We start from the raw sequence: 26,795 nt of genomic DNA, 5'->3' as shown, positions 1-26,795 counted from the left end.
TCGTCAGCCCACCAGGACCGCGATGCGATGCAGCGGGTTGGAGCCGTAGCCCTGCGGGTTCCAGTTCGTCGCGACATGCGGCTGAGCGACGCCACGGGAATCGGTCGCGCGGGCCCAGAGCTCGAAATAGCCGTCGCTCGGCAGCTTGACCTTGCCGGTCCAGCGCACCCAGTCATAGCGGTTCTTCGGCTTGGCCAGCTTCATGGCATGCCAGCGCTGGCCGGCATCGAAGGAGACCTCGACCTTCGCGACCTCGTGGTCGCCGGCCCAGGCGGCACCGCGCAGGGCAACCTCGCGCGTCGCCGCCGGCAGGCGGGCCCCGTTGGCGGGCGCGCTGATGATCGAGCGCACCGGCATCGAGGTCAGGTCGGCGAAGTTGGTCTTGCCGTCGGCATTCGAACCCGGAACGATCGGGACGGTGGGCACGCGATAGGAGGTGCCGCCCATGCCCTGCCCGTCATGAGGCGTCGCCCGCACCAGGATGCGGTTCAGCCATTTCGATGAGAGCGAGGCCGGCCAGCCGGGTACCACGAGGCGCAGCGGGCCGCCATGGATATGCGGCAGCGGCTCGCCATTCATCGCCCAGACGATCAGGCAATGCGGCTCCAGCGCCTTCTCGATCGGCATGCCGCGCGAGACCGCATCCTTGGTGGTGTCGCCGGAGAGATGCGGATCGGCGCCGTAATGGCCGGTGAACTTGGCGGAGGTCTTCAGACCCGCCGCCTTCAGCACGTCGGCGAGGCGCACGCCGGTCCATTCGGCGCAGCCAGCGCCGCCGTTCGTCCACTGGTTGCCGCGCGCCGCCGGCGAATAGAAGGAGCGGCCATTGCCGCCGCATTCCAGCACCATGCGGAAGGTGTGCGGCTTGAAGCGGGATTTCAGCTCCTTGACCGTCAGGGTCAGCGGCTTGTCGACCTCACCCTCGATCTTGAGCTGCCAGCCGTCGACATCCTTGATCGGCTCCGGGATCTGGCCGTTATTGCGGACGAAGAATTTAGCGATCGGCGTGGTGTCGTCGTCGAGCAGGTTCGCGGGCGTCTCGGCGACGAGGGGGCGGTCGCCGAGCAGGGTCAGGCCCTTGTCCTTGCCGGGATAGTCGAAGGGCTGCGGTCCCTTGGGCGGCGCGGCGGCCGGCGCTGCGCCCTGTGCGGCAGCAGGCGAGACCATGGACAGGCGCGGCAGGCCGCCGGCAGCTAAGCCCAGCGCAGCGAGGCTGCCGCCGAGCAGAAGACGTCGCGATGTACGGGGGGTATCAAGGGCGCCGGCAGCAGGCACGGCATCGGTAGCGGCTGCGCCATCGCGCAGGTCTGCTTCGTTGAGCATGGCGTTTCTCCCGAGGACATATTCCTCACTGGAGACGACGCATCAGCTCTTCGATTTATTCCAAGCCGAGAGAATCTTTTTTCAGCCGAGGCAGGCCGGCCCCACACTGCGGGCCTCGGCCAGCGCCGCGACCTGCTCGCGCGGGACGCCGGGCTCGTCGCGCGTGATCCTTGCGACCAGCGCGGCGATGCCGTCGAGGCGGGCCGGATCGATGCCGCGCCCGAGCAAGGCATAGCTCGCGCGCTCCCCCCGCCATGCACGAACCAGGAGGCCATCGCGATCCTGCACGGCCGGCTGCTGTGGCAGCGCCGCCTCGACCGGCGCGATCCAGAGGCCGACGCGGCAGCCATTCGGTCCGACATAGCCAGCGAGCATACCGCCGCCACGGCGCCCCGCCGGGTCGAGCGAGAGATGCACAAGGCGAAGCGAGGCAAGCGACAGATCGGGCAAGGCGCCAGCTTCGGCACCGGCGAGCTCGACGCCAAGGCGGGGCGTCGTGTCGGGCGGGCTCTGGGCGAGCCAGAGCTGATGTGCGGCGATCGCAGCGGAGAGCGATGAATCACTCGCTGTCCGCAGGCCGATACCGAGCGAGGCCGCGCCGACGAGCAGAGCGAGACAGGCAGCCGCGGCCCAGGGTGCCCAGCGCGACATGCGCGGGCGGGCTCGCGGCAGAGCCAAGGGCGGTGGCGCCGGCATGGGCGATGCGGCTTTCACCGCCGCCCGCAGCCGCGTCAGCGTCGCGACCTGCGCGGCAGCCGCGCGATCGTCCGCGAGGGCTGCCGCAACCTTCGCGGCTTGATCGGGCTCCAGCTCGCCATCGACATAGGCGTTGAGCATGGTCCAAGAGAGGCGTTCGGGTTCGGTCACTTAATTGCCAGCATGTTTGCGCTGCCGCGCGGCGAAGGGGCGGACGGTCCCGCCCTCGATCGCATTCAGAAGCAAAAGCCGCGCCCGGCTGAGGCGGCTCATCACGGTTCCCGCGGGCACGCCCAGGATATCCGCCGCCTCGCCATAGCGGAAGCCGGCGAGATCGACCAGTTCGATCACCTCGCGATAGGGCTGTTCGAGACGCTCCAGCGCCTGCCGGACGGTGATGACCGCGATCATCCGGTCGTCATGCCGCCATTGCTCGTCTTCGAGCGCCTCCTCGGCAGCGCCGGCACTGACTGCCCCGCGGCGATGCTCGTCAATCCAGATATTGCGCAGAATCGCGAAGAGCCAGGCCCGGACGCGCTCGCCTTCTTCAGGCGGTGAAGCGGCAAGCGCCTTGGTCGCGCAGGACTGCAGGAGATCGGCCGCGCCGTCGCGATTGCCGCTCAGGCGCAGCGCATAGGAGAACAGGCGCTCCCAGTTCTGGCGCAGCGCACGCTCGACGATGATACGCAAGGACGACGCCCTCCGCAGCGGGTTCGCCTCTCTAGCGCAACTCCCGACCCAACTGAACCGTCATTGCGAGAAGCGAAGCGACGAAGCAATCCAGGGAGACTGGGTGAGGCCATCCAGCCAAGTCCCCCTGGATTGCTTCGCTGCGCTCGCAATGACGGCGCTGGCGGCTCACAGCTGCTTCAGCCCGTCCGCCATGGCACTCCCAACAGAAAGCCCCGCCGGCTGGGCCGGCGGGGCTGATGTCCGTGCAGTGCTCGCGCCGATCCGGCTCAGGCCAGATCGGCGCGGTCGGCGTTCATCACCTTGGCCCAGGCCGCGACGAAGTCGTCGACGAATTTCCGGGCATTGTCGTCCTGGGCATAGACCTCGGCATAGGCACGCAGCACCGAGTTCGAGCCGAAGACGAGGTCGACGCGGCTCGCCGTCCACTTCACCGCGCCGGTCTTGCGGTCGCGGATCTCGTAGAGGCCGTTCGCCGTCGGAACCCAAGCGTAGGCCATGTCGGTGAGGTTGACGAAGAAGTCGCTGGTCAGCGCACCGACGCGGTCGGTGAACACGCCATGCTTCGTGCCGCCATGGTTGGTGCCGAGCACGCGCATGCCGCCGAGCAGAACCGTCATCTCAGCCGCCGTCAGGCCGAGCAGCTGGGCGCGGTCGAGCAGCATCTCCTCGCCGGTGACGACATAGGATTCCTTCTGCCAGTTGCGGAAGCCGTCTGCGAGGGGCTCCAGCGGGGCGAAGGAAGCCGCATCGGTCTGCGCGTCAGTCGCGTCGCCACGGCCCGGCGCGAAGGGCACGGTCACGTCGAAGCCGGCAGCCTTCGCCGCCTTCTCGACCCCGACATTGCCGGCGAGCACGATGACGTCGGCAACGCTCGCGCCGGTCGCGGCTGCGATCGGCTCCAGCACCGCGAGAACCTTCGCCAGGCGCGTCGGCTCGTTGCCGGCCCAGTCCCTCTGGGGCGCCAGGCGGATGCGGGCGCCATTACTGCCGCCGCGCTTGTCGGAGCCGCGGAAGGTGCGGGCGCTGTCCCAGGCGGTCGAGACCAGATCGGCCGTCGAGAGGCCGCTGGCCGCGATCTTCGCCTTGACCGCTGCAACATCGTAGCCGACGCGACCGGCCGGGACCGGGTCCTGCCAGATCAGCTCCTCGGACGGAACGTCCGGGCCGAAATAGCGCGAGGCCGGGCCGAGGTCGCGATGGGTCAGCTTGAACCAGGCGCGGGCGAAGGCATCCGAGAACGCATCGAAATCGTTGAGGAAGCGCTCCGAGATCGCGCGGTAGGCGGGATCGACCTTCAGGGCCATGTCGGCATCGGTCATCATCGGGTTGTGCCGGATCGAGGCGTCCTCGACGTCGACCGGCTTGTCCGCGTCGGCGATCGAGACCGGCTCGTACTGCCAGGCGCCGGCCGGCGACTTGCGCAGCTCCCAGTCATGGCCGAGCAGCATCTCGAAGAAGCCGTTGTCCCAGCGCGTCGGATGGGTTGTCCAGGCGCCCTCGATACCGCTGACGACCTGGTCGCGGCCGATGCCACGGCCCTTGCGGTTCATCCAACCAAGGCCCTGGTCCTCGAGCGAGCCGCTTTCCGGCGCCGGGCTGAGATTGGCCGCATCGCCATTGCCATGGCTCTTGCCGATGGTGTGGCCACCGGCGGTCAGCGCCACCGTCTCCTCGTCATTCATCGCCATGCGCGCGAAGGTCTCGCGCATCATCGCGGCGGTCCTGAGCGGGTCCGGCTTGCCGTTCACGCCTTCCGGATTGACGTAGATCAGGCCCATCTGAACCGCCGCCAGGGGGTTCGCCAGCGTCTTGGCATTGGCGACGTCGCCATAGCGGTTGTCGCTCGGCGCCAGCCACTCCTTCTCCTCGCCCCAGTAGATGTCCTTCTCAGGGTGCCAGATGTCTTCGCGGCCGAAGGCGAAGCCGAAGGTCTTCAGGCCGGCGACCTCATAGGCGATCGTGCCGGCGAGCGCGATCAGATCGGCCCAGCTGACGCGGTTGCCGTATTTCTTCTTGATCGGCCAGAGCAGGCGGCGCGGCTTGTCGGTATTGGCGTTGTCCGGCCAGGAGTTCAGCGGGGCGAAGCGCTGGTTGCCGGTGCCGGCTCCGCCGCGGCCGTCGGAGATGCGATAGGTGCCGGCGGCATGCCAGGTCATGCGCGCCATGGTGCCGACATAGCTGCCCCAGTCGGCCGGCCACCAATCCTGGCTGTCGGTCATCAGCGCGCGGAGATCGTTCTTCAGCGCCGCGACATCGAGCTTCTTCAGCTCATCGCGGTAGTTGAAACCCTTGCCGAGCGGGTTGGTCTTGCTGTCCTGCTGGTGGAGGATGTCGAGGTTCAGCGCGTTCGGCCACCAGCTGGTGACGGAGCCGCCGGTCTGGGTCATCCCGCCATGCATGACCGGGCACTTGCCGGCCGTCTTCACGTCACCACCGTCCATGATGTCCCCCTTCGGAGCTTGCTGAATTGGGTCGTTTCCGGAAGGCGACCGCCGCCTCGTGCCGGACGACAGCGCGTCCCGCATCTGCTCGCGCAAACGCCGCGCCGTTCCATTCGAATGGTTCTAGGGAAAAGCTATTATAATGAGAACTTGAATTTTCAAATCACTACGATAATTTTTCCAAATGATATCGATCAAGCATCTGCGCTATTTCGCGGCCCTGGCGCAGCACCGCCATTTCGGCCGGGCTGCGGATGCCTGCGCCATCAGCCAGCCGGCCCTGTCGCTGCAAATCAAGGATCTGGAGGACCTGCTCGGCGCGCAATTGGTCGAGCGCGACCGCCGGCAGATCCGGTTGACCAGCCTTGGCGAGGCCTTCGCCGCAAGGGCGCAGCAGATCCTGCGCTCGGTCGACGAACTGGCCGATCTGGCGCGGGCTTCGAGCCCCTCGCTCGGCGGCCGGCTGCGCATCGGCATGATCCCGACGGTCGCGCCCTATCTGCTGCCTGCGGTGATCCGGCGTCTGGCGGAGCGCTTTCCGGCCGTCGATCTGCGCCCGCGCGAAGCGGTGACCGGCAAGCTGACGGAGGACCTCATCACCGGAGGCCTCGATATCGCCGTGATGGCGCTGCCCGTCTCCGAGCCTTCCTTGCGGGATCATCCGCTGTTCGACGAGGAATTCGTCCTCGTCCGGCCTCTGGCCGACCGGCGCAAGCCGCCGCCCGGCATCGAGAGCCTGCGCGCGATGCGTCTGCTGCTGCTGGAGGAAGGCCACTGCTTCCGCGATCAGGCGCTCGCCTTCTGCAACATGGCGCCCGGCCTGTCGCAGGACCCGATGGAAGGCAGTTCGCTCGCGACGCTGGTGCGCATGGTCGGGGCCGGAATGGGCGTGACGCTGATCCCGGAAATGGCGGTGGCCGCCGAAACCTCCGCCGTCGAGGTGAGTATCGCCCGGCTGGCGGAGCCGCGGCCGAAGCGCAGCATCGGCCTGGTCTGGCGCAAGACGAATCCGTTGGCAGCGCATTTCATGCAGATCGGCGAGATCGTCCGCCAGGAACACGACATCCTGCGGCGGCAGGACAGTGACGAGAAGTCCGCTTTCGCGTCGCAAGCAACCTGACGGGCAACAAAAAAGCGGCCCGTTTCCGGGCCGCTGATCATCGGGAATTTGGTCGGCGAGAGCCGCTTACCAGCCAGGATGACGGCGATAATGGCCCGGGCGCGGCCCGTAGCCCGGGCGCGGACCATAGCCATAGCCCCGGCCATAGCCATGACGGGGGCCATAGCCGTAGCCGCCGCGACCATAGCGCTGCTGCCGCTGGGTTTCGCGCATGATCATGTGCCGCCGCTCGGCAGCAGCCGACCATGTGTATTCTGCGTCCTGCTTATCCAGTCGCTGCGCCGTCGACGCCGGCAGTTCTTGCGAAGCCATCGCCGGGGCGGCCAGCGAGACGCCGAGGCCCAGGGCAGCAAGTACGAGGAATTTGCGCATATGTTTTCTCCTTGATCCGCCCACATTAAACGCGCCAACGCCTCAACGGTTCATGAACCGCGTTGTTGGCTTACGTTCATCACGATTCGATTGTCGCCCGATGAGCGAACTTCGATTCTCGGCAATGCCGTTTGAAGGCCGACTTTGGCGAGGGCGCGGCACGTTTCAATGCCTGAGAACGGGCAGAGCGACAAATGCACTCAGTCAGGCCCCGGGGCATGGCCTGCCTGCGATTAGGTCCAGCAAGCGACCGAGACCCGCATATCAGCGCCCGAAAGTCCTGCCGATCGCCGGTGATCCAGATTGCATGCGCCACTTCCGTGAGGTCGCTCCCGCGCTCGGAGCAGGGCCAAAGCGCTTGCGTCCGTCATTTCGGCCATTCTAGGATCGACGCATTGGGATTGCAGCGACGCGGCCTTAAGCGTCCTTTCCATCTCCTCGGCAGAGGGTTCACGGCATGAAGCGTCGGACATTCCTGGGTGTCGCTGCGGGTGCTGCAGTTTCCGCGATAGCAAAGCCGGCTCTCGCGCAGCCGACGAAACTGCTGAAATTCATTCCGGAATCGGACGTCGCGATCGTCGACCCGGTCTGGACGACGGCGACCGTGACGCGCAATCACGGCTACCTCGTCTTCGATACGCTTTACGGCCAGAACGCCGCCTACGGTTTCGAGCCGCAGATGGTGGCCGGCCATACGGTCGAAGACGATGGCAAGCTCTGGCGGCTGACGCTGCGCGAGGGCCTGCGCTTCCATGATGGCGAACCGGTCCGCGCGCAGGACGTCGTGCCGAGCATTCGCCGTTTCTCGGCACGCGACGCCTTCGGCCGCGCCCTGATGGATGCGACCGACGAGCTCTCGGCCGAATCCGACCGTGTCGTGAAGTTCCGGCTCAAGCGGCCTTTCCCGCTGCTGCCGGCGGCGCTCGGCAAGACGGGTACCTCGATGCCTTGCATCATGCCCGAGCGCTTTGCCGTCACCGACCCCAACAAGCAGGTCACCGAGATGATCGGCAGCGGACCGTTCCGCTTCAGGGCCGATGAGCGCGTCCCGGGTGCGCTGACCGTCTATGAGCGGTTTTCCGATTATGTTCCACGCGCCGATGGCTCCGCCACCTTCACCGCGGGCCCGAAGCACGCGCATTTCGAGCGGATCGAATGGCATATCATCCCCGATCCGCAAACGGCCGCGAATGCGCTCAGCAACGGCGAGATCGACTGGTGGCAGAACCCGACGCCCGATCTTCAGGGTGCGCTGAAAGGCAAATCGGGCCTCAAGCTGGAGGGGCTTGACCCGGCCGGCGGCATCGGCTGCCTGCGCTTCAACGCGCTGCATCCGCCCTTCGACAATCCGGCGATCCGGCGGGCGCTGCTCGGTGCCATCGACCAGAGCGAGTGCATGACGGCGGTTGCCGGGGACGAGCGCTCGCTCTGGAAGGATCATGTCGGCGTCTTCAGCCCGGATACGCCGATGGCGACGACGGCCGGGACCGAGGTGCTGGTCGGCAAGCGCGATTTCGCCGCCGTCAAACGCGCCCTGGCAGAGGCCGGCTACAAGGGCGAGCGCGTCGTGCTGCTCGATCCGACCGACTACCCCTCGACCCATGCGCTCGCGGCCGTGGCGGCCGATGCCCTGCAGAAATCCGGCATGAATGTCGAGCTGGTCTCGACCGACTGGGGCACGGTCGTCCAGCGCCGCGCCAGCCGGCAGCCGGTCGACAAAGGTGGCTGGAGCATCTTCCTCACCTACCTGAACGGCACCAATAATTTCGATCCCGCCAGCCAGCTCGGCATCCGCGGCAATGGCGACAAGGCCTGGTTCGGCTGGCCTACATCGCCGCGCCTCGAAGAGCTCAGACTCGACTGGTTCGCCGCCAAGGATGCCGCGGCCCAGAAGGCGATCTGTGCCGAGATCCAGAAGCAGTTCTTCATCGACGTGCCCTATATCCCGCTCGGCGCCTATTATGAAAAGACGGCCTATCGCGGGATCACCGGCATGCGTATCGGTTTCGCCCAATTCTACGACGTCAGGCCGCTGTGACACATTCCAAGCTTCGGATCGCCGTTCTCCAGTTCGCTCATGAGACGGTGACGTTCCTTCCAAACGACACGACGCGGGAGGATTTCATCTATCCGGGATCTCCGGCCTCCGGCGAAGACCTGCTCGCCACCGATCCCAAGGGCTATATGGGTGGCTTCGTGCAGGTCATCAGCGAGTTCGAGAATGTCGAGCTGATCGGCATCACCTCGCCGCTCTGGCCGCGGACCGGAACGGGCTCGGGCTGGGTGACCGAGGATGCCTACGAGCATTTCATGGGCATCATGATCGCGGAGCTGAAGGCGCAGCCGCAATTCGACGGCGTCTATCTCGCGCTCCATGGTGCGCTCGCCGTGCGCGGGGTGCCGAAGCCGGAGGCCGATATCGCCCGTCGCGTCCGCGAGGTGGTGGGAGACAAGGCCTTCATCACCGCGACCTTCGACCCGCACGGCAACGAGGACGAGGACTTCCTGGCGCAGGCCGACATGGCGTTCTGCGTGAAATACTTCCCGCATTACGACATGCATCTGCAGGGCGAGCGCGCGGCGCGCATGCTGGTCCGGGCGATCCGCGGCAGCTTCAAGCCGGTGCATCGCACCCTGCGCATCCCGATCATCGCGCCGACAGTGGTGATGTGGACCGGTGCCTCGCCCTGGTCCGACCTCATCCAGCGCGCGCTGATCTGGGAGGCGCGCGAGCCCGATGTCTTCGTCAACGTGTTCTTCGGCTTTCCCTGGTCCGACGTCCCCGATGCCGGGATGTCGCTGCAGGTGCTGACCAATGGCGACCCCCACCTTGCCGAGCGCATCCTGCGCGACATGGCGGAATGGATCTGGCGCCGGCGCCAGGCGCTGCTGGATACCGTCAAGATCCACACGACGAAGGAAGCCGTCGCGCTGGCACGCACAGCGGTGACGGACGGCAAGGCGCCTGTCGTGCTCGCCGATTACAGCGACCGCTCGGGCTACGCCACCTGGCTTCTCCAGGAGATCGTGGCGCAAAAGCTCGAGCGTACCCTGGTCGCCACGATCGCCTCACCCGAGGCGGTTCGCTCCGTGATCGCGTCCGGCGCGAAGCCGGGCGACGCCTTCGATGCGGAGATCGGCGGCCTCTTCGACGAATCGGCCGGTGCGCCCGTCCGCATCTCCGGCACGCTGCGATCCGTGGGGCCGGCAACGACTGCGCGCGGCCATGGCAAGGACTGGATCTGCGTCGAATTCGGCAAGGGCAATGTGCTGGTGCTCAGCCCCTATCTCGTCCAGATCATCGAGCCTGCGGAACTCTGGCAGCTCGGGCTCGAAGCCCGGGATTTCGATGTGATCGCGATCAAATCGCGCGTGCATTTCCGCCGGGGCTTCGACGATAGCGGCTTTGCGCCGACGATCCTCCTGGTCGAGCCGCCCGAACCCTTCATGGGCACGGTGCATCTCGACGCACTCGCCTACGAAAATCTCACGCTGGCGGACTACTATCCCTATGGCAGCCCGCGCTTTGCAGCGGGAGGCTGACGCGCAGGCTGGCGCGGGAGGATACGCCCTCGCGTTACCGCGCTTTCCGGCGCGTGGCCTCCTGCCGCTGACTACATTTTCTTCCCGTCCCGGCCGAACTGCTTCAGGAACGCGGTCAGGTCCACGACCTCCTTCTCGTTCTTGATGCCGGCGAAAACCATCTTCGTGCCGGGAATCTTCGCCCTGGGGTCCTTGATGTATGCGGCAAAGGTCGCCTCGTCCCAGGTGATGTTGGCGCCCTTGTTGGCAGCGGAGTAGCTGTAGCCCTCGACCGCGCCGGTATGACGCCCGAACAGTCCGTTCAACTCCGGTCCGACGCCGTTCTTCGCGGTCTCGCCGACCTGGTGGCAGGCCCTGCACTTATTGAAGGAGCGTTCGCCAGCCGCCGCGTCCTGCGCGTTGGCGGACTGCGAAAAGGACAGGGCGATCAGAAGGGCGGCGGGAACCAGCAGTCTCATGCGAAATCCTCTGAAGTAGCTGCGAGAAGGAGCGAAAGGGGCGGTCACGAGAACATGTCGGCCGTGATCGCGGCGTACCAGCCGAGGTTCTCGGCCTGGTTCTGCCGGCGCAGATCGACGGTTTCGCCATTCTGCGAGACGAAGGTTTCGATCGCCGCGATGCGGCCGTCGCGCGGCTCGTAGCGGCCGCCCACCTTGATCGCATCGTCGGTCTCGATCAGCGACCAGCAGGTGTTGAGATAGCGCGGCGGGAAGCTGCGTGCTCCCGTCAGCTCCGCCCGGATCACCATCGCCGCGACCTTGGCCTGGCTGTTGGCGGCGAAGGCCGATTTCGGCATGTCGCCGGCGATGCAGGCGTCTCCGAGGACATGGATATTCGCGTCAGTGGTCGACTTCATCGTCGCCGGATCGATGGCGCAGTAGCCGCCCTCGGGCGCGAGCCCGGCGCTGCGGGCGATCTCGCCGGCCATCTGTGCCGGCACGACATTGACGAAGGCGCAGTCGCGATAGGTCTCGAAGCCGGTGACCACGGTGTTGGTGGCGGGATCCACCGACTTGACGCCGTCATGCACCTTGGGCCCGAGCCATTCGATCATGGTGCCGAAATATTTCTCCCAACCCTCCTGGAAGACGCCCTGCTTGGAGAAGCTCTCCTTGGGGTCGAGGATCACGATCCGGGCATCGCCCCGTCCGGTGCTCTTCAGCACATGGGCGAACATCGAGGCGCGCTCGTAGGGACCCGGCGGGCAGCGATAGGGGTTGGGCGGCGCGATCATCACGATGGTCCCGCCATTGGGCACGGCATCGAGCTTCTGCTTGATGAGCTGCGTCTGCGGGCCGGGCTTCCAGCCATGCGGCATGGTCTCCTCGGCCGCCTTCGACCAGCCGGGCACGGAATCGTATTTGAGGTCGATGCCGGGCGAGACGACGAGGCGGTCGTAAGGCAGGCGCTGCCCCTCCGCGAGGACGACCTCGCGCTTGTCCCGGTCGATCCGCATGGCGCGGGCCCGCGCGAGCGCGATACCGTAACGACCCGTCAGCGCATCGTAGCGATGCGTGATCTCGTCATAGGATTTGAAGCCGCCGAGATAGAGATTGGAGTGGAAGCAGGTGTGATAGACCTCGTTCTCTTCCACCAGCGTCACCGCCAATGCGCCGTTCGAATCCCTGGCGAGATAGCGCGCCGCCGTGGCGCCGCCGGCACCGCCACCGATCACCACGACGCGCGGCTTCGCCTGGCCGAGCACGGCCGGCGCCGCCAGCGTCGCCGCAGCGGCCAGTCCCGAGCGCAGAACCGTTCGCCGATCGAGCCTCATGGCAGCCTCAGCCGATCTTCAGATAGGCGAAGCCCTTCGCCTGCAGCGCGGCGACCGCGGCGACGCCGGAAGGCACGAAGCTGGCGAAGGGGACATCCCGCGCCTTCGCCTTGTCGATCCGGTTGCGCTGGAAGGTGATCTCGCAGAGATGGACCTTGAGGCCGTTCTTCGCGAGCGCCTCGACCCGCTCGAACGAGTTCAGCGCGGCGCCGTCGCCGGCCCAGTTCGTCCCCTCGAGATCCTTCAGGAAGAACTTCACGCCCGCGCCATGCGCGACGATGGCGAGCTGCAGCGCGAAGGGATCGGCACCATAAGCCGAATAATGGTTCGCGATATTGGTCAGCATCTGGTCGAACCGGGCCGCATCGCCGAAATCGCAATGGTAGACGCAGGCGACATCGGCTTCCTTCTTGATGTCCGCGAGGCTGAGCTCCTTCGGGGCAGCCGCAGCGGACGTGGCCGCGACCGCGAGGCCGGAAGCGGCGGCCGCGAGCAGGCTGCGGCGCGACGATATCAACACGTTGTCAGTCATCGTTTCCTCCCTGTTGGCCGCCGCATATCGACGGTCAGGGGGCTTTCAGCCCCTCGTAATAGGCGGCCAGGGCCGCGATATCCTCTTCCGAAAGCTGCCTGGCGACATTGCGCATCGCGGCATTGTCGCGCTCGCCGCGCCGATACGCCATCATCAGCGCGGTGAGCTGGTCGGCGGGCATGCCAGCAAGCGCCGGGATGGCGCCGGCCTTCGGCGCGCTGCCCACATGGCATGCCGCGCATTCGGCCGCGAGATATTCCCCGAGCGCCCGGTCGGCCGCCGCATGGGCCGGAGTTGCGGCGAGCCCCGCCGCCACGGCCGCGAAGCTCATCCAACCCGATCCGGCTTGCGGCCCCGCCATCAATCCACCTTCGGCGCCGTCTTGGAGTCCGGCGTCACGTCGAGCACCGTGGCGCGGCCGGTGATCTTCACCTCGCTCTTGCAGTCCTTCATGCAGGGCTGCTTGCCCCAGAACGACTTCTCGGTCGTCTCGCGGTCGTCGTCGTAGAAGGCCGCTGCGTTGGGCAGCTTGACCGAGGTGAAATTCTTGTCCGAAAGCTCGAAATCCTCGTCCTTCACGATGTCGTTGAGATAGAGGAGATAGGCCGTCAGGGCATAGACCTCGTCCGGCTGCAGCGACTGCGCGTTGCCGTAGGGCATGGCGCGGTGGATATAGTCGAAGACGGTGGAGAGGTCCGGCCAGAACGAGCCGATCGTCTTCTCCGGCCGATCGTCCTTCAGCGAGCCCTGCCCGCCCGCCAGGACCGGCCAGCGCCCATTGCCCTGCCCGAACTCGCCATGACAGGCCGCACATTGCGCCTGGAAGAGCTCATCGCCCTGCCGCACCGTGCCCTTGCCGGGAGGCAGGCCCTGCCCGTCCGGACGCACACCGATGGACCAAGCCTTGAGCTCCGCAGGCAGCGCCTCGCGCCCGAGTCCGAGCTTCGGGGCCGGAGCCGCGGGGGCGGCATGAGGAGGCTTCGCCGGCCCGTGGTTCTTCTGCGCCGGCTGCGCCAGGAGCGGCCCGACGAGGGCGACGGCAAGCCCGGCGGCGCCGGCGAGCAGCGCGATCCTAGGAGATTTCGACATTCTCGGTCTCCCCGTTCGGCTTCACATGCCAGGTCTGGATGCCGTTGTTGTGATAGATCGAATTGGCGCCGCGGATCTTGCGCAGCTCCTCCTTGGTCGGCTGGACATAGCCGGTGGAGTCCATCGCCCGCGACTGCACCAGCAATTCCCCGCCGTTCCAGTCGAAATCGACGTAGAAGCGGGTCAGGGACTTGTCGAGCACCGGCCCGTCGATCCGCGCGCTCTGCCAGTTCCTGCCGCCGTCGAGCGTCACGTCGACACGCTTGATCGTGCCGCGACCGGACCAGGCGAGGCCGGAGAGCACATTGCGGCCCTTCTGTTTCAAGGGCGCCTGCGGCGACGGGTTGGTGACGACCGACTTGGCATCCATGAAGAAGGTGAAGCGGCGCGAGCGCCCGTCGGCCAGGAGGTCGGTATATTTCGAGGTCTCCTCGCGCGCCATCCAGGGCATGTCGCCGACCTCGATGCGGCGCAGCCACTTGACCCAGAGATTGCCCTCCCAGCCCGGGATGACCGCGCGCAGCGGATAACCCTGCTCCGGCCGCAGCGCCTCGCCGTTCATGGCGAAGGCGATCAGCACGTCGTCGAGCGCCTTCTCCAGCGGCAGCGAGCGGTTCATGCCGGAGGAATCGGCGCCCTCCAGCATCAGCCATTTCGCCTTCGGCTTCAGGCCGGCCTCGGCCAGGATCGTGCGCAGCGGCACACCGGTATACATGACGTTATGGACCATGCCGTGCGTGAACTGGCAGCCATTGAGCTGCGAGCCGCGCCATTCCATGCCCGAATTCGCCGCGCATTCCAGGAAGTAGATGCGGTTCTCGCGCGGCATCCGCTTGATGTCGTCCATGGTGAAGACGAGCGGCTTCTCGACGAGGCCGTGGATCATCAGGCGGTGATTGGCCGGGTCGATATCGGCGATTCCGCCATGGTGGCGCTCGAAGCACAGGCCCGACGGCGTGATGATCCCGTCGAGATCGTGCAGCGGCGTGAAGTTCACCGAGGATTCCGGCGAGGCCGTCAGCCACGGCACGTCGCGCCGGATCACGTTCTTCTCGTAGCGCGAGGGCACGCCATAGGGATGCTTGTCGACCCCTTCGCCGAGATAGCGATTCCAGTCCTGGACGTCGGTGATCAGGGGATCGGGCTTGCCTGCCTCGGCGCGGGCGGAACCGGCCGTGACGAGGCCGGCGCCGGCCAGGGCCGCGCCTCCCAGGAAGCGGCGCCGGCTCGGGGCCGGATCGTCTCGATGCGAGGTCATCGTCTCATGTCCTCCGATTGCGGGGGGCGGTGCGGCACGGCGGCGATCAGGCGCCGCTGACCTTCACCGCGGTGTTGGGCTTCAGGGAAATGGTCTTGGCCTTGGCGACGTGATCGCGCACGACATCCCAGATCGGCGGGCCTTGCGTGCCTTCGTTGACGCTGGCCCAGCCTGACACGACATAGCGCTTGCCGGCCTCGATCGGCTGCCCCGTCTTCAGATGGGTGAGTTCCGAGATGCGGCTGCCCATCGACTGGGCGATGTCGATCGCGTAGCCCATGCCGCCGACGCGGACCATGTCGCCGCCGCCCTGGAAATACGGATCGGGGTGGAAGATGTTGTCGGCGACGTCCTCCAGCACGTCCTTGAGCTGCTGGCCCGTCATCTCCATCCGGTAGCAGTTCGGATAGGTGATAGCGGTGGCGTTGGTGATCGCCTCCCAGGTGATGGGCTCGCCCGGCAGGAGCGTGCCGCCCCAGCGGAAGCCGGGCGACAGCGTGATCTCGGCATCGCGCTGTTCCATCATCGCGGCGCAGATCAGGTCGTCGAAGGTGCCGTTGAAATTGCCGCGCCGATAGAGCAGCGAATCCGTGCGGCCGATCTCGCGGGCGAGATCCGCGGCGTAGGGTTCACGCGCCTTCCGGATCAGCGCCGCCATCTCGGCATCGGGCGCGATCGCATCAGCGAAGACCGGCATCAGCTTGAAGCGGATATCGGAAACCTTGCCGTCCTTGACCGCGATATCGAGCCGCGAGAGGAACTTGCCATGCGAGCCGGTGGCGACGAGGGCCGTATCTCCGACGCGGACCAGTCCCGGCATCGCATCATGGGTGTGGGCAGTCAGGATGATGTCGATGCCCTTCACCCGCGAGGCGAGCTTGCGGTCGACATCGAAGCCGTCATGCGAGAGCAGCACCACCACGCCCGCACCCTCGGCGCGCGCCTCCTCGACCTGCTTCTGCAGCTCCTCCTCGCGGATGCCGAACTCCCAGTCCGGAAACATCCAGCGCGGATTGGCGACCGCGGTGCGCGGCAGGGCCTGGCCGATGACGGCGACCTTGACGCCGCCCTTCTCGAAGACCTTGCGCGGCGGAAAGACCGGCTCGTTCCATTCCTTGTCACGAATGTTCTGCGCGAGGAAGGCGAAGGGGGCAGCCTCGACGATCTCCTTGACGCGGTCCGCGCCGAGCGTGAACTCCCAATGCGAAGTCATCGCATCGACCTTCAGCGCGGACATGGCGTCGACCATGTCCTGGCCCTTGGTCTTGAGCGCGCTCCAGCTGCCCTGCCAGGTGTCGCCGCCATCGAGCAGCAGCACCTTGTCGTCGCCGCGCTCAGTGCGGATCGCCTTCACCAGCGTGGCGACCCGGTCGAGACCGCCCATCCTGCCGTAATTGCGCGCGAGCTGGACGAAATCGTCGGAGGTCAGCGCGAAGGCGTCGGGCGAGCCGGCCGCCACCTTGAAATACTCGCGGAAGGCCGCGTCGGTCAGGTGCGGCGGCAGGCCCTTGACCTCGCCGACGCCGAGATTGACCGAAGGCTCGCGGAAATGCAGCGGCATGAGCTGCGCGTGGATATCGGCGAGATAGAGGATCGTGACCGTGCCGAGCGGGTCGAAGCGCAGGATATCGGCCTGCGAGAGCTTCTGCTGGGCAGCGGCGCGCCCGAGCGGCCCCAGCCCGGCGGATACGGTCAATGCCCCGGCGACGGCGGTCGCCTGCAGGAATTCGCGTCTCGAGATCATGACTCATCCTTCGGGCCCGCGCATGCCGCGCCCCGGGAAGTGATCGGATTATCAGGTAGTGGCCCGGCGCCGCGCCCTCGCGCGCGCCGGGCGGAAGGCAGGCGTCAGCCCACCGTCAGCTTGCTCTTGGCCGTGTATTCCGAGCCGTCATCATCCTTCCAGGCGAAGGTGAACTCGCCGGACTCCGCCGCCTTGAAGAAGAAGGACTGGTAGGGGTTCGCCGAGATCGCCGGGTTCCAGTCGGCAGCGAAGACGGGCTTGCCGTTGAAGCTCGCCGAGAACCTGTTGATGATCCTGCGCGGGATGGTCTCGCCCTTGGCGTCCTTGCGCTGGCCGGATTCCATCTCGTGCGAGATCAGGGTCTTGATCTCGATCATCTCGCCGGCGGCGGCTTTCGCGGGAACGCGCACCCGGGGCGTGGGCTTCGTGGTCATGGGTTTCCTCGCCTTCTTGGTTTTCTGATCAAGGTGGAGGGCGGCGAATCAGCCGCCGCAGCCGCCGATCGTGACCTTGACGTTGGCCTTGGCCGAATAGAGATCGCCGTTCGACATCTCGGCGATGCAGATCACGTCCTGCGTCTGCGCGAGGCGCATGCGGGTCGCGGCCGAAGCCTTTCCGCAGGCCGGCGTGAACTGGTAGCTGACGACGCCCGGCTGTGGATTGCCGTCGGCGAAGACATGCACCGCCTTGACGTAGTCGGCTTCCGTCATCGGGCTCTCGATCTCGACATTGACCGGCACGACAAGGCCGTTCTCGGCGATCTCGGGCACGTCGAGCTTGATCTTGCCCTGGGCCATCTTCCTGTCGCCGAAGAGCTTCTTGATCTCGGCCGTGACGGCCTTCTCGTCGGCGAAGGCAAGGCGCGGCGCGATCACCCCGGCGGCGAAAGCCAGGGCCGCAGCCCGCACGGCATCACGGCGCGACAGCCCTGAAAGGCCCTTGTTCATGCGTGTTCCTCCCTGGAACTGGTCGATTTTTAAAGCTTGACGAAGCGGCCGATCGCCGCACATCATTTGCACGTATCGTTATATTGTTTTTTTTGAATGTAAAGTCTGGAACGGCTTTGCACCAAGCCGCAGCATAAGCGGCCGACGAGGAAACGAAAGGGCTGAGGGATGAGGATTCCGCTGATGGCGGTGGCCGTGATGACGGCCATCTTGGGCTTCGCAGGAGCTCGCTTGGCTGCGCAATCGCCACAGGACGACACCGAGAAGGAGCTTGAGCGCTACCGGCAGATGCTCTCGGACCCGTTCTCGAACCCGGCATTCCTGGCCGTCGATCGCGGCGAGGCGCTGTGGAGCGAGGCGCGCGGCACGAAGAACGTCTCGCTCGAAGGCTGCGACCTCGGCGAAGGGGCAGGCAAGCTCGAAGGCGCCTATGCCAGGCTGCCGCGCCATTTCGCGGACGCCGACCGGGTGATGGACACCGAGCAGCGCCTGCTCTGGTGCATGGAGAAGCTCCAGGGCCTCGACACCAAGGACGTGATCGCCCGCCGTTTCTCGGCTCCCGGCCGCACCTCCGACATGGAGGACCTCGTCGCGTTCATTGCCAACAAATCGACCGGGATGAAGATCCAGCCGCAGCTCTCGCATCCCAAGGAGAAGGAGGCTGCAGCCGTCGGCGAAGCGCTGTTCTACACCCGCGGCGGCGTCAATGACTTTTCCTGCGCCAGCTGCCATGCGCAGCAAGGCAAGCGTATCCGCCTGACGAATCTTCCGGACTTCTCCGCCAAGAGCAAGACCGCACAGGAGACGATGGGTTCGTGGCCAACCTATCGGGTTTCGCAGAGCGCCGTGCGGACCATGCAGAACAGGCTGTGGGACTGCTATCGCCAGCAGCGCTGGCCGGCTCCGGAATACGCCTCGGACGCGATTACGGCCCTGACCGTCTTCCTTCAGAAGCAGGCGGAAGGCAGCGAGCTCAACGTTCCGTCGATCAAGCGGTGAGGACCAGACGATGATGAAGCTCACCATCACCCTTGCGGCCGGCCTTTTCGCGGCCGGTCAGGCGTGCGCCCAGGACCGCCCGAGCCAGGCGGCCATCGATTCCTACATCAAGTCGAGCTTCGGCAAGGCCTCGCCCGAGTGGCAGGCCCGCATCAAGCCCGACGAGACGCTCGCGATCTGCAACGCGACGCGCAACAACCCCTCCCCGGCACAATCCAACGATATCCTGAAGCACGAAGCGGCCCGCGTGACCTATCCGGCCGACGGCAAGTTCCTCGGCGACTGGAAGAAGGGTTTCCAGGTCGCGAATAATGGCCGCGGCGGCCAGTTTTCCGATCCGCCCGGCACCGTCTCCGGCGGCAATTGCTTCGCCTGCCACCAGCTCGACCCGAAGGAACTGAGCTACGGCACGCTCGGGCCGAGCCTGACGGCCTATGGCAAAGACCGCAAATACGACCCCGAAACGATCAAGGACGCCTACACGAAGATTTACAACTCCATGGCAGCCGTACCTTGCTCGACCATGCCCCGCTTCGGCACCAACAAGGTGCTCACCGAGGCGCAGATCAAGGACGTGATGGCCTATCTGTTCGACCCCGAATCGCCGGTCAACAAATAGGCCGGGCATGCTGACGCGTCGCTTCCTTCTCGCCGCCGGGGTTGCAAGCCTTGCCGCCCCGGCACGCGCACAGGTGGTCACCACGCTCGGCTCCGAGGCGGAGCGCATCACGATCCTGAGCGACGGCGGCTTCGAGATGCCGCTGTCGACCCTGGCGCGTGACGTGCCGGCCGCCGAGATCACCGCGCAGGCGGGGCCGTCCGATCCGTTCCGCACGCCCCTGAACATCACCTGCCTGCGGCGCGGCAAGGAGCTGATCCTGTTCGATTGCGGGGCCGGCGCCAATTTCCTGCCCGGCACTGGCCAGTTGCAGGAGAGCCTGCGCACCGCCGGCATCGACCCCGAAGCGGTGACGCATGTGCTGTTCACCCACCTTCACCCCGACCATTTCTGGGGCGCGCTCGACGAGTTCGACAGCCCGCTCTTCCCCAATGCGCGCTGGCTGGCCGCCGCCCGCGAGGTCGATTTCTGGACCGGCGCCAAGGTCTATGACCATCTGCCCGCGGGCCGGCATGCCCTCGCCGCCGGGGCGCAACGCATCGCGAAGAACTTAGGTGACCGGCTGGAGCGGGTTGAGGCAGGGCGCGAATGGCTGCCGGGCATCGCAGTCGTCGAGACGGCCGGGCACACGCCGGGCCATGTTTCCTTCGCGTTGGAACTGGCCGGAAGCCCGGTCATGGTGCTGGGCGATGCCCTTACCCATCCACGAATTTCCTTCGCGCATCCGGAATGGCGCCCCGTATCGGATCAGGACGGGGAGGTTGCCGTCGCGACACGCCGTCGTCTGCTCGACGACCTGAGCCGGAGCGGCACGCAGGCTATCGGCTACCACCTTCCTGGCGCCATCGGGCGGGTCGAACGGCGCGGTACGGCCTATCGCTTCGTCAGTTAGGCAAGCAGCGCCGGCGGTCCAGCCTGTAGTCGTCGAGGCGTCGCCAGGCATGCCGCGATCTGCACCGGCCCGGGAGCACGAGAAGGCAGGGCCCTCGATCCGCGGGCAGCCGGCACGGCAGCCGCAAGGGCGGACACCATCGCCTCAATGCCGTTGGAAGAGCCCCCTGAGCGATCCTTCCATCAAGAATGCGATGCCGATCCGCGCGCCGATCATCATCCCGGCCATGGCGAGCGGCCAGGACAGCGCCATCATCGAACCGGCCGAGATTCCCTGACCGATCGTGCAGCCGCCGGCGAGCACGCCTCCGCCGCCCATCAGCACGGCGCCGACGAGATGGCGGCGCATTTCACGATCGTCGTCGAAGGCCTCCCACCTGAATTCGCGATCGTAGAGCGCCGAAAGGAACGAGCCCAGCGTAACCCCGGCAAGCGTGCCGATACCGAATTCGAGCAAGGCTGCCGGCGTCGACAAGACGGCGTACAAGGCCCGGCCCACGGGAGAGACGAATGTCAGGCTCTGGGCGCGCGGCAGATGTTCGAAGGGGTCGACGGCAACACCGGTTACCCACCAGCCTGCCACGACGCCGAGGCCCAGCGTTGCCCCGGCCATCAGGAGACGTGGAGACCGTCGTAGCCGGGCGTCGACCGCGACGGCCGCCAGCAGGACGGAGACCGCGATGACAGTGAGCCAGATGCGGGCATGGGGGACTGCAAAAAAGGCGAGCACACTGTCCAGCCCGCCTTTCACGCCGCCCGGCATGTCGAGCGCAGCCTTTTCGAGCACCTCGATCCGGAGGGGGGCCAGCATGCCGCGCAGCGTGGCGTAGGCGACGGCTCCGAAGACTATCATGACGATAAGACTGCGCAGATCGCCGGAGCCCAGGCGCACGAGCGACCCGAAGCTGCAGGTGCCGACCAGCGCCATCCCAATCCCGAACATCACACTGCCGACCGCGACGGACAACCATGGCAGCGCCGGCTGGACATAGGGCGAGAGCGAAGGATCGAGCAGGTCAAGTCCGACAAGCACCTGCGTCCCGGCCAATGCGACCGCGAGTGCGAGCCCGAAGATCCGGAGGCGGCGCGTGTCGCCGCCCATCCAGGCATCCTCGATCGCCCCGAAAGAGCATAACCGCGCGCGGCGCGCCGTGAAGCCGCAAGCCATTCCGACCAGCAGGCCTGCCAGGGTAGAGCCCCAGGCGGAGAGCCCGGTCATGACAAGCGGATGACCGGAGCAGCGATACCGACGATCACGACCGGCTCAGATCGGAGGGCGAGGCGCCGCAGAAGATGTCGTATATGATGGCGATAACCCGTCGGACATCGTCATTGGCGAGGCTGTAATACATGGCCTTCCCGTCCCGCCGCGTGGTCACCAACCGATCGAGCCGGAGGCGCGCCAGCTGCTGCGAGACCATCGGCTGACGGAGTGAGAGGAGGTTCTCGAGCTCTGTCACGGTCCGCTCTCTCTCCGCCAGCAGACACAGCAGCAGCAACCGGTTCTCATGCGAGAGGGCCTTGAGGAAATCGCTCGCTCGCCGCGCGTTGCGCATGAGCTGATCGAGCTCCGGCGAGAACTCGGCTCCGTCGCGCAGCTCGTTTTCGAGCGCCTTCGAGACGATCGCGGTCATCCTGTCTCCGATTCAGGGCGTCTGGCCAGCGTCGTGTTCCATGCCAGTTACGAGTGAGCCGAGCAAACCCCAAAAAACGTCGTCGTTGAGGTAACCCGTGATCCGGCCGACCTCGCGGCCCTTGTCGACGAGCACGAAGGTCGGCGCGGCCATCACCGGCTGTTTGAGGCTTTCATCGTAGATACCGCCAGGCATCACCTCGACACGGCGCAATGGCGCCAGCTTTCCCTCTCTGGTCTTCGCATAGACAGGCGCCACCTCACGCTCGAAACGCAGGCAGAAGGGACAACCGTCCCTCCGATACATCACGAGCTCGGCGGCGAAGGCCGGCGCCGCAGAAAGAAGGCACAGCATCACGGCTGCCGCCGCCTCCCGCATGCGATATACCCGGCTTGCAAACATCCGCCTTATATAGTCGTATTCATATGTTTATACCAGACACATGAAGGCGGCGCGATGACAACTCGGCGCAGACTGTTGGCGGCGGCGGCATCGTCTCTCGTCGTCGCGCCATTCCTTGGGGCCCCAGCCCGCAGCAAGGCCCGCCTGGGAGAGGATGGCCTCTACCAGCTCGACTGGTATCTGGAGAGCTTTCTCGATCTTTCCGAAGACCTTGCCTCAGCCACCCGGGATGGAAAGCGTTTCGCGATCCTGTGGGGTCTCCGGAACTGCCCGGCCTGCAGGCGGATGCACGAGGTCCATCTCGCGGACCCCGCAACCGAGGCCTATATCCGAAAGAACTTCGCGATCCTGCATCTCAACATTCTGGGGGCTCGCGAAGTGACCGATTTCGATGGTTCCAGGCTGCCCGAAAAGCGGTTGGCCGCGCGCTACGGCGTGGTCGGAACCCCAACCATCCAGTTTTTCTCCACCACCGCTCCGACTTCGACAGATCCGCAGATGAAGAGACGTGAAGTCGGGCGCATGGAGTCGCTTCCTGATCCCGAGGAATTCCTCGCCATATTCCGGAAGAACTCGTTGAGCTAGGGCGAAGACGCCCTTGCGATCGCCGCTCGTCGCATCGCCCCGAAGAGTGTCCGCGCGAAGGACGCCATCGGCCATATCGCCATACTTCGCCTTGAACTTGTAGAAGGTCGCCGAGGAGATGCCGTGCTTGCGGCAGACGTCAGCCGTCGCAGCGCCGACCTCCTGCTCCTTCAGCATCCCGATGATCTGCTCTTCCGTGAACCGTGAGGGGCGCATCGTCCGTCTCCGCGAGTGACGGACTCTGCTCAAATCTGGAGGAAGATCAGGGTCGCACGCAGGTCAGGATAGTCACTCGAACAGATCGGGATGGCTCGCTTCCGTTTTGGGAAGGGCGCGGAGAATCTCGGTGAGGTGATGGCGCATCGCGATTGCCGCCTGTGCCGCATCTTGCGCATCGATAGCGGCCATGATGCTCCTGTGCTGCTCGACCAGCGGTAGCATAACCGCCGTACCGGGCAGGGTCAGCTGACATACGCGGTCCATATGCGCTTTGATGTCCCGGATGGCCTCCCACGCCAGGGGCATGCCCACGCCCTCCGACAACTCGATGTGGAAGAGTTCGTCATAGCGCTGGAACGAGGCATGATCGTTCCGCTGGGCCGCCTTCTCCTGGACATCGAGAAGATCGGCGATTCGGTGCCTGCTCTGGGGTGAGAAGGCCGTACAGGCCTCGCGCACGATCGCAACCTCGACTGCCTCGCGCACGAAACGCGCCTCCATCATCTTCCGGACGGAGAACTTGACCACGATCGTGCCGCGCTGCGGCTGCACGTCGACGAGCCGCGTCCTGGCGAGCGCGATCAAGGCCTCGCGCACCGGCTGACGCGAGACGCCGTATTTCAACGCGATCTCCTGCTCCGAGAGGCGCGTACCCGGCGGCAGTTCGAGCGCGATGATCGCCCGGCGCAATTCAGCTTCGACACGCCCGGCCGCCGAAGCGCCCGACGCGAGGGCGGGTGACGCCAACGAAAGGCTCAAGTCAAAAACCTCCAGGGCCTGTTGCGTACCATACTGCAACATACTACCATACAATCACTGCCGCAACCACGACGGAGCGGACAGCAAGCTTACGTTCGAGGCGCCCGCGAACAAGCCGGGAAACGGCGAGGCCTTCGAAAACACGGGAGAACGCACCATGACCGCACGCCGCAGATTCCTTGCCTACACCGCAGCGCTCGCCCTCTCGGCCGCTGCCGCGACCTCGGCCCTCGCCCAAAGCGTGACGCTGCGCTCGGCAGACATCCACCCGACCGACTACCCGACCGTCGAAGCCGTCCGCTATCTCGGCAAGCTGCTCGAGGAGCGCACCCAGGGGCGCATCAAGATCAACGTCTTCCACTCGGCCCAGCTCGGCCAGGAGAAGGACACGATCGACCAGACCCGCTTCGGCGTCATCGACATCAACCGCATCAACATGGCGCCGTTCAACAACCTGATCCCGGCGACCAACATCCCCTCCCTGCCCTTCATCTTCCGCTCGGTCGACCATATGCGGAAGGCGATGGACGGGCCGATCGGCGACAACCTGCTCAAGGAGTTCGAGAAGCACGACCTGATCGGGCTGGCGCTCTACGATTCCGGCTCGCGCTCGTTCTACAACTCCAAGCGCCCGATCAACACGCCCGCCGACATGAAGGGCCTGAAGATCCGCGTCCAGCAGTCCGACATGTTCGTCGCGCTGGTCTCGGCGCTCGGCGCCAACGCGACGCCGATGCCCTTCGGCGAGGTCTATTCCGCGCTCCAGACCGGCGTCATCGACGGCGCCGAGAACAACTGGCCGTCCTATGAATCGACCCGGCATTTCGAGGTCTCCAAGTTCTACTCGGTGACCGAGCACTCGCTCTCGCCGGAAGCGCTGGTGATGTCGAAGAAAAGCTTCGACAAGTTCAACGCGGCCGACCAGGCGATCATCAAGGCCGCCGCGAAGGAGTCAGTCGCCAAGATGCGCGAGCTCTGGGATGCGCGCGAGAAGGCCTCCGAAGCCAAGGTCAAGGCCGGCGGCGCCCAGATCAACCAGGTCGACAAGAAGCCCTTCATCGACGCGATGAAGCCGGTCTACGACAAGTTCGTCACCGACCCGAAGCTGAAGGAGATGGTCGCCGCCATCCAGGCGGTGAACTGAGCCTCGTTCCGGCGGGGCGGCTCTCGGGCCGCCCCGATTTCCAAAGCCCTCATCCTGAGGAGCGATCGCAGATCGCGTCTCGAAGGATGATCCAGAGACCACTGGAACCATCCTTCGAGACGCCGCTTCGCGGCTCCTCAGGATGAGGGCTCAGGATGAGAAACCCGTATTCACGGACACCCCATGCGCGCTTTCACCGCCTTCCTGACACGCCTCGACGCCAAGCTCAGCCTGTTTGCGCTGATCACCGCCGGAACCGGCCTCGTCCTGATGACCGTGATGGTCGCCTGGGGCGTGTTCGGCCGCTATGTGCTCAACGACACACCGATCTGGGTCGAGGCCGGATCGCTCTTCCTGATGTCCTGGTTCATCCTGCTCGGCGCCGCCGTCGGCGTGCGCGAGAGCGACCATCTCGGCTTCGAGGTCGGGCTGGTGATGTCGCCGCCGACCGTGCGGGCCGCGCTGATCGTCATCGGCGAAGTCCTCGTCTGCGCCTTCGGCCTCGCCATGCTCGGCTATGGCTGGCAGCTCGCCGCCGGCACCTGGGACGACCGCATGCCGATCATCGGCATCTCGCGCGGCTGGGACTATGTCCCGATCGCGGCGGGCGGCGCGCTGATCGCGCTCTTCGCGCTGGAGAAGCTGCTCCTTTTCGTCACCGGCGAGCAGCAGGCGCCGCTCGGCTTCGTCCATTTCGGCGAAAGCCAGGAGGCCTGAGCGATGGAACTCTGGATTCTCTTCGGCGTCTTCTCCGTCCTGCTGCTGATCGGCGTGCCTGTCGCCTTCTGCCTCGGCATCGCCTCGGTCGCGACCGTGGCCTATATGGGCTTGCCGCCGGTCGTCGTCTTCCAGCAGATGAATTCCGGCATGAACGCTTTCGCCATGATGGCGATCCCGTTCTTCATTTATGCCGGTGACCTGATGATCCGGGGCGGCATCGCCGAGCGCCTGATCCAGATGGCGGCGAGCCTCGTCGGCCATCTGCGCGGCGGTCTCGGCCAGGTCAATGTCGTCACCTGCACGCTCTTCGGCGGCATCTCCGGCTCGGCCGTCGCCGATGCTTCCGCCGTCGGCGGCCTGATGATCCCGCAGATGAAGAAGCGCGGCTATGACGCCGACTACGCCGTCAACGTCACCGCGAACGCGGCGATCATCGCCCTGCTGATCCCGCCCTCGCACAACATGATCATCTATTCGCTCTCGGCGGGCGGCAATCTCTCGATCGCGGACCTGTTCACGGCCGGCGTCGTGCCGGGCTTGCTGCTCTGCGCCGCGCTGATGGTCGCGGCCTGGGCGGTCGCGGTGAAGCGCGGCTATCCCCGCGAGCCGTTCCCGGGCTTCGCCACAGTCGGGCGCTATGTCGTGCTCGCCCTGCCCGGCATCCTTTTGATCGGCATCATCTTCGGCGGCGTCCGCTCCGGTGTCTTCACCGCGACGGAATCCTCCTGCGTCGCCGTGGTCTACGCCATCCTGGTCACTATCCTCGTCTATCGCCAGCTCACCTGGACGGCCTTCGTCGAGGCGACACTGGGCGCGGTGCGCACCACGGCGATGGTCCTGCTGGTCATCGGCACGGCCGGCGCCTTCGGCTGGCTGATGGCCTTCCTGCAGGTGCCGCAGGCGACCATTGCCGCGATGAAGGCGGTCTCGGACAACCCCATCGTGATCCTGCTGATGATCAACCTGATCCTGCTGGTGCTCGGCACCTTCATGGACATGGCGCCGATGATCATCATCTGCACGCCGATCTTCCTGCCGGTGGTCAAGGCCTTCGGCGTCGATCCGATCCATTTCGGCGTGATCCTGATCCTCAACGCCGGCATCGGCCTCAACACGCCGCCGGTGGGCTCGGTGCAGTTCGTCGCCTGCGCCATCGGGCGCATCTCCATCGGCGAGTCCATGCGCACGATCTGGCCGTTCTACGGCGCCAGCGTCGCCGTGCTCCTGCTCGTCACCTATGTGCCCGGCCTGTCGCTTTGGCTGCCGCGCCTGTTCCACTGAAGGACCGATC

General features: G+C 66.0%; 28 protein-coding genes and 1 pseudogene. 10 read left to right on the top strand and 19 right to left on the bottom strand.

The features are described 5' to 3' along the window. Window positions 1–3: 3 nt before the first annotated feature. The 4 genes from ACWIEX_RS02330 to katG form a co-directional block, all read right to left on the bottom strand. Window positions 4–1,323: a sulfite oxidase gene (locus ACWIEX_RS02330; RefSeq protein ID WP_454031536.1), complete on the bottom strand. Its 1,320-nt coding sequence runs from the start codon at window positions 1,321–1,323 to the stop codon at window positions 4–6. Window positions 1,324–1,404: 81 nt separating this feature from the next. Further along, on the bottom strand, window positions 1,405–2,190 hold the full coding sequence (locus ACWIEX_RS02325) for an anti-sigma factor family protein (RefSeq protein WP_454031535.1): 786 nt from the start codon (window positions 2,188–2,190) through the stop codon (window positions 1,405–1,407). Next, the gene (locus tag ACWIEX_RS02320; protein ID WP_454031534.1) at window positions 2,191–2,709 is read right to left on the bottom strand and encodes a sigma-70 family RNA polymerase sigma factor; all 519 of its coding nucleotides are present in this window, start codon (window positions 2,707–2,709) and stop codon (window positions 2,191–2,193) included. Window positions 2,710–2,978: 269 nt separating this feature from the next. Continuing rightward, window positions 2,979–5,153 (bottom strand): catalase/peroxidase HPI, encoded by a 2,175-nt coding sequence (katG, locus tag ACWIEX_RS02315; protein ID WP_454031533.1) that lies wholly within the window; start codon window positions 5,151–5,153, stop codon window positions 2,979–2,981. Window positions 5,154–5,337: 184 nt separating this feature from the next. Here katG and ACWIEX_RS02310 point away from each other — a divergent pair, with 184 nt between their 5' ends. Next, a complete protein-coding gene (locus ACWIEX_RS02310; protein WP_454031532.1) occupies window positions 5,338–6,273 on the top strand; it encodes a hydrogen peroxide-inducible genes activator in 936 nt (311 codons plus the stop codon). Window positions 6,274–6,339: 66 nt separating this feature from the next. Here ACWIEX_RS02310 and ACWIEX_RS02305 read toward each other — a convergent pair whose 3' ends face one another. After that, window positions 6,340–6,645: a hypothetical protein gene (locus ACWIEX_RS02305; protein ID WP_454031531.1), complete on the bottom strand. Its 306-nt coding sequence runs from the start codon at window positions 6,643–6,645 to the stop codon at window positions 6,340–6,342. 457 nt (window positions 6,646–7,102) lie between these two features. Between ACWIEX_RS02305 and ACWIEX_RS02300 the strand changes: the two genes are divergently transcribed. Next, window positions 7,103–8,683, top strand: coding sequence for an ABC transporter substrate-binding protein (locus ACWIEX_RS02300; RefSeq protein WP_454031530.1), 1,581 nt, complete (start codon window positions 7,103–7,105; stop codon window positions 8,681–8,683). After that, window positions 8,680–10,188, top strand: coding sequence for a M81 family metallopeptidase (locus ACWIEX_RS02295; RefSeq protein ID WP_454031529.1), 1,509 nt, complete (start codon window positions 8,680–8,682; stop codon window positions 10,186–10,188). Before ACWIEX_RS02300 ends, ACWIEX_RS02295 begins: the two co-directional genes overlap by 4 nt. A gap of 71 nt (window positions 10,189–10,259) precedes the next feature. On the opposite strand, the gene ACWIEX_RS02290 is transcribed toward ACWIEX_RS02295, so the two are convergent. From ACWIEX_RS02290 to soxY, 9 genes are all read right to left on the bottom strand, one after another. Next, complete coding sequence (locus ACWIEX_RS02290) at window positions 10,260–10,646, bottom strand: c-type cytochrome (protein ID WP_454031528.1); 387 nt, start codon at window positions 10,644–10,646, stop codon at window positions 10,260–10,262. A gap of 44 nt (window positions 10,647–10,690) precedes the next feature. Next, on the bottom strand, window positions 10,691–11,962 hold the full coding sequence (locus tag ACWIEX_RS02285) for an FCSD flavin-binding domain-containing protein (RefSeq protein ID WP_454031527.1): 1,272 nt from the start codon (window positions 11,960–11,962) through the stop codon (window positions 10,691–10,693). Between the two features lie 7 nt (window positions 11,963–11,969). Further along, entirely contained in the window at window positions 11,970–12,494 is a 525-nt protein-coding gene (locus ACWIEX_RS02280; RefSeq protein WP_454031526.1) for a DsrE family protein, read from the bottom strand. 34 nt (window positions 12,495–12,528) lie between these two features. Beyond that, entirely contained in the window at window positions 12,529–12,825 is a 297-nt protein-coding gene (locus ACWIEX_RS02275) for a c-type cytochrome (RefSeq protein WP_454031525.1), read from the bottom strand. A 29-nt stretch (window positions 12,826–12,854) separates the two neighbouring features. Then, complete coding sequence (locus ACWIEX_RS02270; RefSeq protein ID WP_454031524.1) at window positions 12,855–13,583, bottom strand: c-type cytochrome; 729 nt, start codon at window positions 13,581–13,583, stop codon at window positions 12,855–12,857. Beyond that, a complete protein-coding gene (soxC, locus tag ACWIEX_RS02265; protein WP_454031523.1) occupies window positions 13,567–14,841 on the bottom strand; it encodes a sulfite dehydrogenase in 1,275 nt (424 codons plus the stop codon). Before soxC ends, ACWIEX_RS02270 begins: the two co-directional genes overlap by 17 nt. A gap of 46 nt (window positions 14,842–14,887) precedes the next feature. Further along, window positions 14,888–16,585, bottom strand: a complete 1,698-nt coding sequence (gene soxB / locus ACWIEX_RS02260; protein WP_454031522.1) for a thiosulfohydrolase SoxB — start codon at window positions 16,583–16,585, stop codon at window positions 14,888–14,890. A 104-nt stretch (window positions 16,586–16,689) separates the two neighbouring features. After that, window positions 16,690–17,019 carry a thiosulfate oxidation carrier complex protein SoxZ gene (soxZ, locus tag ACWIEX_RS02255; RefSeq protein ID WP_454031521.1) on the bottom strand — a complete coding sequence of 110 codons (330 nt, stop codon included), beginning with the start codon at window positions 17,017–17,019 and terminating at the stop codon, window positions 16,690–16,692. 48 nt (window positions 17,020–17,067) lie between these two features. Beyond that, window positions 17,068–17,532 (bottom strand): thiosulfate oxidation carrier protein SoxY, encoded by a 465-nt coding sequence (gene soxY, locus ACWIEX_RS02250; RefSeq protein WP_454031520.1) that lies wholly within the window; start codon window positions 17,530–17,532, stop codon window positions 17,068–17,070. 198 nt (window positions 17,533–17,730) lie between these two features. Here soxY and soxA point away from each other — a divergent pair, with 198 nt between their 5' ends. Genes soxA through ACWIEX_RS02235 form a run of 3 tightly spaced genes read left to right on the top strand, consistent with a single transcriptional unit; the run spans window position 17,731 to window position 20,042 of the window. Beyond that, on the top strand, window positions 17,731–18,531 hold the full coding sequence (gene soxA, locus ACWIEX_RS02245) for a sulfur oxidation c-type cytochrome SoxA (protein ID WP_454031519.1): 801 nt from the start codon (window positions 17,731–17,733) through the stop codon (window positions 18,529–18,531). Between the two features lie 13 nt (window positions 18,532–18,544). Then, window positions 18,545–19,150, top strand: coding sequence for a sulfur oxidation c-type cytochrome SoxX (gene soxX, locus ACWIEX_RS02240; protein WP_454033444.1), 606 nt, complete (start codon window positions 18,545–18,547; stop codon window positions 19,148–19,150). A gap of 7 nt (window positions 19,151–19,157) precedes the next feature. Beyond that, window positions 19,158–20,042: an MBL fold metallo-hydrolase gene (locus ACWIEX_RS02235; protein WP_454031518.1), complete on the top strand. Its 885-nt coding sequence runs from the start codon at window positions 19,158–19,160 to the stop codon at window positions 20,040–20,042. 144 nt (window positions 20,043–20,186) lie between these two features. Here the strand turns inward: ACWIEX_RS02235 and ACWIEX_RS02230 are convergent, their stop codons facing one another. From ACWIEX_RS02230 to ACWIEX_RS02220, 3 genes are all read right to left on the bottom strand, one after another. After that, entirely contained in the window at window positions 20,187–21,143 is a 957-nt protein-coding gene (locus tag ACWIEX_RS02230; protein ID WP_454031517.1) for a YeeE/YedE family protein, read from the bottom strand. Window positions 21,144–21,294: 151 nt separating this feature from the next. After that, a complete protein-coding gene (locus ACWIEX_RS02225; RefSeq protein ID WP_454031516.1) occupies window positions 21,295–21,675 on the bottom strand; it encodes an ArsR/SmtB family transcription factor in 381 nt (126 codons plus the stop codon). Window positions 21,676–21,687: 12 nt separating this feature from the next. Further along, the gene (locus ACWIEX_RS02220; RefSeq protein WP_454031515.1) at window positions 21,688–22,053 is read right to left on the bottom strand and encodes a hypothetical protein; all 366 of its coding nucleotides are present in this window, start codon (window positions 22,051–22,053) and stop codon (window positions 21,688–21,690) included. Window positions 22,054–22,131: 78 nt separating this feature from the next. Here ACWIEX_RS02220 and ACWIEX_RS02215 point away from each other — a divergent pair, with 78 nt between their 5' ends. Next, the gene (locus ACWIEX_RS02215) at window positions 22,132–22,662 is read left to right on the top strand and encodes a thioredoxin family protein (protein WP_454033443.1); all 531 of its coding nucleotides are present in this window, start codon (window positions 22,132–22,134) and stop codon (window positions 22,660–22,662) included. Window positions 22,663–22,734: 72 nt separating this feature from the next. Here the strand turns inward: ACWIEX_RS02215 and ACWIEX_RS02210 are convergent. Both ACWIEX_RS02210 and ACWIEX_RS02205 read right to left on the bottom strand, forming a co-directional pair. Beyond that, window positions 22,735–22,878, bottom strand: a pseudogene (locus ACWIEX_RS02210) (transposase); the annotation flags it as partial. Window positions 22,879–22,950: 72 nt separating this feature from the next. Continuing rightward, window positions 22,951–23,682, bottom strand: coding sequence for a GntR family transcriptional regulator (locus ACWIEX_RS02205; RefSeq protein WP_454031514.1), 732 nt, complete (start codon window positions 23,680–23,682; stop codon window positions 22,951–22,953). A gap of 115 nt (window positions 23,683–23,797) precedes the next feature. On the opposite strand from ACWIEX_RS02205, the gene ACWIEX_RS02200 reads away from it, so the two are divergent. From ACWIEX_RS02200 to ACWIEX_RS02190, 3 genes are all read left to right on the top strand, one after another. Then, entirely contained in the window at window positions 23,798–24,784 is a 987-nt protein-coding gene (locus ACWIEX_RS02200; RefSeq protein ID WP_454031513.1) for a TRAP transporter substrate-binding protein, read from the top strand. Window positions 24,785–24,967: 183 nt separating this feature from the next. After that, the gene (locus tag ACWIEX_RS02195; RefSeq protein WP_454031512.1) at window positions 24,968–25,501 is read left to right on the top strand and encodes a TRAP transporter small permease; all 534 of its coding nucleotides are present in this window, start codon (window positions 24,968–24,970) and stop codon (window positions 25,499–25,501) included. A gap of 3 nt (window positions 25,502–25,504) precedes the next feature. Further along, window positions 25,505–26,785 carry a TRAP transporter large permease gene (locus ACWIEX_RS02190; protein WP_454031511.1) on the top strand — a complete coding sequence of 427 codons (1,281 nt, stop codon included), beginning with the start codon at window positions 25,505–25,507 and terminating at the stop codon, window positions 26,783–26,785. The last annotated feature ends 10 nt before the right edge of the window (window positions 26,786–26,795 follow it).

It is taken from the genome of Allobosea sp. NPDC055353 (assembly GCF_053644975.1).
This window is presented reverse-complemented; position numbering and strand designations above follow the sequence as displayed.